At 63.3% G+C, this 5,457-nt stretch carries 4 protein-coding genes; 1 reads left to right on the top strand and 3 read right to left on the bottom strand.

Translation table 11 applies throughout. The features are described from left to right. Nucleotides 1-46: 46 nt before the first annotated feature. From gltA to fusA, 3 genes are all read right to left on the bottom strand, one after another. Nucleotides 47-1,165: an NADPH-dependent glutamate synthase gene (gltA, locus tag J7J55_03915; GenBank protein ID MCD6141850.1), complete on the bottom strand. Its 1,119-nt coding sequence runs from the start codon at nt 1,163-1,165 to the stop codon at nt 47-49. Then, nucleotides 1,152-2,006 carry a sulfide/dihydroorotate dehydrogenase-like FAD/NAD-binding protein gene (locus J7J55_03910; protein ID MCD6141849.1) on the bottom strand — a complete coding sequence of 285 codons (855 nt, stop codon included), beginning with the start codon at nt 2,004-2,006 and terminating at the stop codon, nt 1,152-1,154. The genes gltA and J7J55_03910 overlap by 14 nt, the downstream gene beginning before the upstream one ends. A 72-nt stretch (nt 2,007-2,078) precedes the next feature. Then, on the bottom strand, nt 2,079-4,166 hold the full coding sequence (gene fusA / locus J7J55_03905; protein ID MCD6141848.1) for an elongation factor G: 2,088 nt from the start codon (nt 4,164-4,166) through the stop codon (nt 2,079-2,081). Nucleotides 4,167-4,385: 219 nt separating this feature from the next. Here fusA and fsa point away from each other — a divergent pair, with 219 nt between their 5' ends. Next, nucleotides 4,386-5,024: a fructose-6-phosphate aldolase gene (gene fsa, locus J7J55_03900; GenBank protein ID MCD6141847.1), complete on the top strand. Its 639-nt coding sequence runs from the start codon at nt 4,386-4,388 to the stop codon at nt 5,022-5,024. Nucleotides 5,025-5,457: the final 433 nt, after the last annotated feature.

Genomic DNA, 5,457 nt, shown 5'->3' with positions numbered 1-5,457 from the left:
TATTACGGCAGCTTAAATAACATTTCAATGAGCAGCTGCGAACGAGTCAGTAGAGTCCCGGGTAGTGGTGTAAATCCAGGGGGGGCGCGAGCTCCATTCGGATGCACTCCGCCCCGACGATGCGTCCATCTTCCCCGATGAAGCGCACGGGATTGGTGAGGAACTGGAATATGATCCCCTCCTCCTTGGCGTGCTCGACCTCCTCCGCCCGTGCCGGCAACTCCGCCTCGCTCCTCCGGTAGACGATGATCGACTCCTCCGCTCCGAGACGGAGCGCGGTGCGGGCGGCGTCCATCGCCACGTTTCCCCCTCCGACGGTGATCACCCGCTTCCCCACCTTGATCGGGGTATCGTACTCCGGGAACCGGTAGGCGCGCATCAGGTTGGTGCGGGTGAGAAACTCGTTCGCCGAGTACACCCCGTTCAGGGTTTCGCCCGGGATTCCGAGGAATCGAGGGAGGCCCGCTCCGGTCCCGATGAACACCGCGTCGTACCCTTCTTCGAGCAGGTCGTCGACGGTGAACAGCTGGCCGATCACCTTGTTCACCTCGATCTCGACCCCCATCTCGCGCAGGTTATCGATCTCCCGGGTCACGATCGCCTTGGGGAGGCGGAACTCCGGGATCCCGTACATCAACACCCCGCCGGGAACATGCAATGCCTCGAAAATCGTCACGGCATGTCCCATCTTCCGCAGCTCACCGGCGGCGGTGAGCCCGGCCGGCCCGGCCCCGATCACTGCCACCCGATGTCCGGTGGAGGGACCGACCTGCGGGCGGTGAACCCCGTGCTCGGCTTCCCAGTCGGCGCTGAACCGCTCCAACCGCCCGATCGCCACTGGCTCGAACCGCTTGCCCAGGATGCACGAACCTTGACACTGCTCCTCCTGGGGACAGACACGGCCGCACACCGCGGGGAGGGAGTTCGCCTCCTTGATCACCGCGATCGCGTCCTCGAACCGTCGGTTCTTGATGTGGTTGATGAAGCGGGGGATGTCGATCTGAACCGGGCATCCGCTCACACAAGTCGGATTGGGGCATTGGAGGCACCGCTCCGCTTCAGCGACCGCTTCCTCTTCCGTGTATCCAAACGGGACCTCATCGAAATTATGAATGCGGACCTTCGGGTCCTGCTCGCGCATCGGCGTCTGCTTAGGCTTGACCATCAACCGCTCCTTGCTGTTCCTTCAGGTACCGCTCGAGCGCGCAGCGCTCTTCCTCCACATAGAACCGCTGTCGGGACAGGAGAAGGTCGAAGTTCACCTTGTGGCCGTCGAACTCCGGGCCATCAACGCAGGCGAACTTCGTCTCCCCGCCTACCTCCACCCGGCAGCCGCCGCACATCCCGGTGCCGTCGATCATGATCGAGTTCAGGCTCACCACTGTCGGGACCCCGAATGGCCGGGTAGCGTCCGCGCACGCCCGCATCATCACCGCCGGGCCGATCGCCACCACCCGATCCACCTTCCGCCCTGCAGCGAGGATCTCCGTAAGCGGATCGCTCGTGAACCCCTTGCGTCCGGCCGAGCCGTCATCGGTCGTCACGATGAGCTCATCGCAGACCTTTTCCATCTTGTCGATGTAGAACAAGAGGTCTTTAGTGCGCGCCCCGATGATCCCGAGCACCGTATTGCCGGCATCCTTGAGCGCGCGGGTGATCGGGTAGACCGGGGCGATCCCCAGCCCGCCCCCGATGCAGATCACGGTCCCGAAGTTTTCGATCTCGGATGGCTTGCCAAGCGGCCCGACGAAATCGAGGATGCAATCCCCTTTATCGAATTTATCCCCCATCTCGCGCGTGGTCTTTCCCACCTCTTGCACCACGATCGTAACTCCGCCCGTCTCGGGGTCGGCATCGGCGATCGTGAGAGGTATTCGTTCCCCACGCTCATGCAGCCGAAGAACGACAAACTGCCCGGGCCGGGCGGCACGGGCGATCTCCGGAGCCTCGATCACGTATTCGTGTACCTCGGGAGCCAACTTGCGCTTATTCAATATCCGATACACGCTCCGCCTCCTTATTTGATGTGGCCGGAGAAATTATCGTTCCCGGTTAGATAAACCGCAACCACTGACGGCTTACGCCGGGGTCTTCCGCCGTGCAGCGACGATCTCCTCGGCAATAGCATAGGGAACGGCCTCATAGTGCTCGAACTGCATGGTGAAGCTCCCCCGACCGCTTGTGATGTTGCGAAGCTCGGACGCGTATCCGAACATCTCGGCGAGTGGGACAAGCGCCCTGATCGACGCGGCGTTCCCCTTCCGGTCCATCGCGACGATCCTCCCTCGCTTCGCCGCCAGGCTCCCGGTGACGGCGCCGGTATAGTCCTCCGGAACGGTCACCTCGACGCTCATCACCGGCTCGAGGAGGGACAATCCCGCCTTCTTGCACGCCTCGCGGAACCCCATCATCCCGCAGGTGCGGAACGCCTGTTCGGAGGAGTCGACCTCGTGCATCGAGCCGTCGTAGACCGTCACCTTGATGTCGACCATCGGGAACCCGGCGTACGGGCCCTTCGCCATCGCGTCGAGGATCCCCCGCTCGATCGCGCGGATGTACTCGCGGCTGATCTTCCCGCCGGTGATCTCGTCCTCGAACTGGAACCCCCCGCCCGGCTTGTTCGGGGCGATCCGGAAGACCACGTGCGCGTACTGGCCGCGCCCTCCGGTCTGCTTGACGTGGCGGTACTCGTGGTCGACCGCGGAGAGGATCGTCTCGCGGTAGGCGACCTGCGGCCGGCCGGACTTGACCGCAACGTTGAACTCGCGGCGGAGTCGATCGAGGATGATCTCGAGATGGAGCTCACCCATCCCGGAGATCACGACCTCGCCGGTATCATCGTCCGAGCGGACGGCGAACGTCGGGTCCTCCTCAGCGAGCCGGGCGAGAGCGACCGACAGCTTGTCCCGATCGGCGCTCGTCTCCGGGGCAACCGCCACCCCGATGACAGGGGCGGGAAAATCGATCGATTCGAGGACGATCGGATGCTCCTTGCTGCAGATCGTATCCCCGGTCCGCGTGTCCCCGAGCCCGACGACCGCGCCGACGTCCCCGGCGCGGAGCTCCTCGACCGGCTGGCGGTGGTCGGCGTGCATCTCGAACAGCCTCCCGACCCGCTGGGTCTTGTCCCGCGTCGAATTGAGAACCGTGTCCCCGACGCGCAGAACCCCGGAATAGACACGGACGTAGGTCAGCTTCCCGATGTGCTTGTCCGCCTGGACCTTGAACGCCAAGGCGGCGAGCGGGGCGTCGTCCTTCGGGCAGCGGACGATCTCCTCGTTCTCTTCGCGGAGGGTCCCAATGACAGGAGGGAGATCGACCGGGGACGGGAGGTAGTCGACGATCGCATCGAGGAGCCTCCTCACCCCCTTGTTCTTGAACGCCGCCCCGCAGAGGACCGGGATGAACCTCCCGGCGATCGTCGCCTTTCGGATGACCGCCACGAGCTCCTCCCTCCCGGGAAGCTCGTCATTCAGGAACTTCTCCATCAGGGAGTCGTCGAGCTCGCTCGCCCGCTCGATCATCAGGGCACGGGCCTCTCTTGCCCGCTCGAGCATCTCGGCCGGGATCTCCTCCTCGCGGATCACCGCGCCCTGCGGTGCCTCGTCGTAGTAGATCGCCTTCATGTCGACGAGGTCGATCACCCCTTGAAAGTCGGACTCGGCCCCGATCGGGATCACGACCGGGACGGCGTTCGCCCCGAGCTCTCTGCGGATCTCCTCGACCACCCCGTCGAAGTCGGCCCCGGTCCGGTCCATCTTGTTGACGAACGCGATCCGCGGGACGCGGTAGCGCTCCGCCTGGCGCCAGACGGTCTCCGACTGCGGCTCGACCCCGCCGACGGCACAGAACAGGGCGACCGCCCCGTCGAGGACGCGCAGTGACCGTTCCACCTCAGCGGTGAAGTCGACGTGTCCCGGGGTGTCGATGATGTTGATCCGATGGTCGCGCCAGTAGGTCGTCGTTGCCGCCGAGGTGATCGTTATCCCCCGCTCCCGCTCCTGCGCCATCCAGTCCATCGTCGCCGCTCCTTCGTGCACCTCGCCGATCTTGTGGGTCTTCCCGGTGAAGAACAGGATCCTCTCGGTCACTGTCGTCTTCCCGGCGTCGATGTGGGCCATCAGCCCAATGTTTCTCACCCTCTCGATACTCAATCTCTTACGCATGTTCGTTCCTCCAACGCCTGCACCTCATGGGACAAAAAGAAAGACCGGCTCAACCACCGCCGGCACAGTTCGTATTTACCGCAGGTTTTCGAATCTTTTACACAAGTTTACCCGCCGCGCCGGCGTAACGCAATGTACAAGCCCCGCAGCTGCCCGATGGGAAACTGGACGCCAATCCAATAAACTTATGCGAGCGGTGATACGAAACAAGGAGGGGATATGAAGCTTTTCATCGACACGGCGAACATTGACCAGATCCGCGAGATGGCGTGGGTGATCGACGGGGTGACGACGAATCCGACGCTCGTCGCCCGGGAGAAGCGGCCGTTCGAGGAGATCGTACGGGAGATCTGCGGGATCGTCGACGGTCCGGTGAGCGCGGAGGTGACCGCCCTCGATGCTCCCGGAATGGTCTCCCAGGCGCGGGCCCTTGCCGAGATCCACGACAACGTCGTCATCAAGATCCCGATGACCGAGGCCGGGATGCGGGCAGTAAATGAGCTTTCACAGGAGGGGATCCCCACCAACGTCACCCTCGTCTTCTCGGCGAATCAGGCGCTCCTTGCCGCCAAGTGCGGCGCGAGCTTCGTCTCCCCGTTCGTCGGGCGGATCGACGATGCGGGCGGGAACGGGATGGAGCTTGTATCCGAGATCGTCGAGATCTATCGGAACTACGGGTTCTCTACCGAGATCATCGTAGCGAGCGTCCGCCATCCCCGCCACGTGCTCGAGGCGGCACTGCTCGGGGCGGAGATCGCCACCGTCCCCTACGCGGTGTTGAAGAAGCTGTTCAACCATCCGTTGACCGACGTCGGGATCGACCGGTTCCTGAAGGACTGGGAGCAGGTCCCTAAGTAGCTCCGCCGCCCGCAGGCCCTGAGGATCGGGTCTGCGGGAATAATTCTCAAGCACATCGAGGATGAAGTCGAGCACATCCTGCGGGATCAGGCAAAGGTCCTTGTCGTAATCGGTGCTCGTCCGGCGGTGGTAGCCGCCGGAGATGAACTCGCCGTAGCCGGGCGTTGATTCCGCGGTGCGATCACCGGAAATCCCGTCTGGGCGCCCAGTAACGAGCACACTCTCAATCGCTTGTTCAAATGCCTTCTCACTAAACTCGGGCATCGATCACCCCTTCACTCTGCCTTCCACGGGCCTCCCGGAAGCCATGTTTGATTAAATGGTTCTCCACGTGCGATGCTCTCCGCTACGGGACGAAGGAACGCCCAGATGGCTTCGCCGACCTCCGCGAACGTTGGAGGAACCTCCTCAAAGGACCCTCGTTGTACATAGA

It is taken from the genome of Candidatus Bipolaricaulota bacterium (genome assembly GCA_021159055.1).
In the GTDB taxonomy this organism is placed as follows: Bacteria; Bipolaricaulota; Bipolaricaulia; order UBA7950; family UBA9294; genus S016-54.
Note: the sequence above shows the minus strand (reverse complement) of the source record. Positions and strands in the feature narration are given on the sequence as shown.

What these genes read in the sequence shown, in the direction of transcription:
- fusA (MCD6141848.1), bottom strand. Translation starts at nt 4,166, where the DNA reads ATGCGTAAGAGATTGAGTATCGAGAGGGTGAGAAACATTGGGCTGATG.
- fsa (MCD6141847.1), top strand. Translation starts at nt 4,386, where the DNA reads ATGAAGCTTTTCATCGACACGGCGAACATTGACCAGATCCGCGAGATG.
- gltA (MCD6141850.1), bottom strand. Translation starts at nt 1,165, where the DNA reads ATGGTCAAGCCTAAGCAGACGCCGATGCGCGAGCAGGACCCGAAGGTC.